The following is a 1,737-nucleotide window of genomic DNA, read 5'->3' as shown; positions in this document are numbered from 1 at the left end:
CCCCGACGCGGCCTGGATCAACAAACCCGCCGAGAAAACCGACACAAAAGCAGCAGCCTAACTCCCACTGGCCTCATTCACCTTGACAAATTCCGGACGGCCGTTTATGCCAGGCCCTGTCACTCACCTGAAACCGTGCAGACTTTGACTCTTGTGATTCTGTTGCTTCCGGTACTGGGTGGTGGCCGGCGTTGCGTCCGGGCAGGCGTTGGCCTGCCCGTTACCGCGGCCCCGTACGATCGGCGGCCACCACCGGCACGGACCGGAAGCAACGGGGAAAACAGTGGGCGGCGCAGCCGGCCCTCCTGGCATCGTTTTAGGTTCACGCCGCTTCCTGTTGATGCTCAAGGTGGGCGAGCTCCCAGGCCAGCGCCGAGGTCATCTGCAGCGCCGAGTGGCATCGGGCCGTGTTGTACTCATCGATCCATGCCGCCATCGCCGTCCGGGCCTGCGCCCTCCTGACGAAGTGTTCGACAGCGCAACTCGAACTCGAGAGTCGAGTTCCAGGACTCGGTGACGGCGTTATCCAACGTTGACCCGGGCTGGTCCATCGACTGTTTCATTCCGCATCGAATGCAGGCACTCCTGAAATCACCGGCGGTGAATTCGCTGTCCTGATCGGTGTGCATGATCACCCGGTGATCGTGTCCCTGCCACCACGGACGGCGACCGCCATCGCCAGAGCCGGATACGCCAACTGCGCATCGTGATGCTCGGACAACCCGAATCCCACGATCCGCCTGGAGCCCATATCCAACACACTGTCCAGAAGCAGTTTGCCCTCATCGGTATGGATCTCGGTGCCGTCCCCATACCATTTTTCGTTCACCCTGACCGCTGCGAAATCGCGTCCGATCAGATCCGGTGCCCGCCACCGCCCGTTGCCCTGCCTGGTCGTTAACCGGCGGCTGTGCCCGGCGCGGGGCACCAGCTCTTGCTCGCCCATCAACGCCGCGACCGTGTTCAGGCTCACCTTCCAGCCCGCCTCAGCCAGATCCGCCGTGATCCGCGGCGAACCGTACTTATCACGATGGGAAGCGACCCACCGCTTGATCTCCGTCGCCAACATCTCACGGCGGGCATGCCGGGGCGAGGGATCCCCGCGACGCCACGTATAAAACCACGCCTGGCTGACCTGCAACGCACGGCATGCCGTCGCATGCGGAACGCCATGCCCGGCCCTGTGCCTGGCGATGAACGAGGCGATGCTTACCGGCCCATCGCCTCCTGGACCCAGAGGGCCACGGAACGCTTGAGGACATCACGCTGCATTGCCAGCTCCGCGTTCTCTTTCCGCAACCGGCCCGCTCCGTCCGCTCGCTCTCACCCAACGCACCGTTTCCGCCGTCGCGTCGACGTCGGTCCTGAGCACCAGTGACCCAGCGTCCCGTCGTTGATCCCCAGCTCATGCGCGACGCGAGCGACCGGTTTGTGCGTCTCGGCCACGATCCGCACCGCACCGGCTTTGCACTCCTCGTCATACTTCCGTCGTGTGGCCACCGCCGAAGCTCCTTAGAGCGTTACCTCCACGGTACGAGGGAAAACCTATCGTCATCCTTGGCTCCGGCCGCGCCGCCCTCGACCGTACCTGGCACATCATTTCGGATACCAAAGAGTAGTCGCTTGATGCCTTGGGCGCCGGAGGGACTGTGGAAATAACGGTGTATCCGGCCCAACACGCCAGGCGGTGAGCTTGGCGGGAAGGAGCCGATATGACGGCGACACTGGATGCTGTGA

At 63.6% G+C, this 1,737-nt stretch carries 3 protein-coding genes; all 3 read right to left on the bottom strand.

Annotated features, from left to right (window positions below; translation table 11 throughout):
• Window positions 1-322: 322 nt before the first annotated feature.
• The 3 genes from ABIB27_RS19275 to ABIB27_RS19265 all read right to left on the bottom strand — a co-directional run bounded on the left by ABIB27_RS19275 (window position 323) and on the right by ABIB27_RS19265 (window position 1,500).
• Complete coding sequence (locus tag ABIB27_RS19275) at window positions 323-526, bottom strand: integrase core domain-containing protein (RefSeq protein ID WP_354218026.1); 204 nt, start codon at window positions 524-526, stop codon at window positions 323-325.
• 105 nt (window positions 527-631) lie between these two features.
• Window positions 632-1,069 carry an IS3 family transposase gene (locus ABIB27_RS19270; protein WP_354218023.1) on the bottom strand — a complete coding sequence of 146 codons (438 nt, stop codon included), beginning with the start codon at window positions 1,067-1,069 and terminating at the stop codon, window positions 632-634.
• Between the two features lie 254 nt (window positions 1,070-1,323).
• Entirely contained in the window at window positions 1,324-1,500 is a 177-nt protein-coding gene (locus ABIB27_RS19265; protein ID WP_354218022.1) for a transposase, read from the bottom strand.
• Between the last annotated feature and the right edge of the window lie 237 nt (window positions 1,501-1,737).

Origin of the sequence: Arthrobacter sp. UYEF21 (assembly GCF_040546085.1) — a bacterium.
Taxonomy (GTDB): Bacteria; Actinomycetota; Actinomycetes; order Actinomycetales; family Micrococcaceae; genus Arthrobacter.
Note: the sequence above shows the minus strand (reverse complement) of the source record. Positions and strands in the feature narration are given on the sequence as shown.

What these genes read in the sequence shown, in the direction of transcription:
- ABIB27_RS19270 (WP_354218023.1), bottom strand. Translation starts at nt 1,069, where the DNA reads ATGTTGGCGACGGAGATCAAGCGGTGGGTCGCTTCCCATCGTGATAAG.